1 protein-coding gene is annotated in these 449 nt (G+C 48.3%); it reads right to left on the bottom strand.

Features of this window, described 5'->3' with window-relative positions; translation table 11 throughout:
• A partial coding sequence (locus B4113_RS19020; protein ID WP_153017161.1) for a DUF4277 domain-containing protein occupies positions 1–349 on the bottom strand: 349 nt, incomplete at its 3' end.
• Between the last annotated feature and the right edge of the window lie 100 nt (positions 350–449).

Genomic DNA, 449 nt, shown 5'->3' with positions numbered 1-449 from the left:
GATAAATGTGAATCAAGCAAGTGCTGATCACCTTGTGAATATCCGCCTCATACAGGCGGTCGAGATGACGAGCCAACGCATCATCATTGAACCAAGAAGGCTTCAGCCCCGGCCGGATCAGCTTCGACAAATCGATCTCATGCGCCCATCGCTCCAAATGGACGAGTGCTTGTCGTCCGCTCAAGATATCCAGAAGGATCAGCTTGACTGCATCGCTGGTTCGGGTTTGGCATTGGGGATCCACCGGAACCAGCCGATCGATGAGCTGGGGAAGGTCAAGATCTTGGAAAAGGGCACTTATTATATTCAAATAGGAACTGTCATAAATCTCACAAATTTGAACATCCATGGTGGACAAACTCCTTTGCATTCCTTGTGTGTCAAGGATTCATTCCACATCGATGCAAAAAAATCCTCCCGATTTTCGTCGGAAGGGTGCGAAATGTGAG

Source organism: Geobacillus sp. B4113_201601 (assembly GCF_001587475.1).
Lineage (GTDB): Bacteria > Bacillota > Bacilli > Bacillales > Anoxybacillaceae > Geobacillus > Geobacillus icigianus.
The sequence above is the reverse complement of the archived record's forward strand: the minus strand, read 5'-3'. Positions and strand labels throughout refer to the sequence as shown.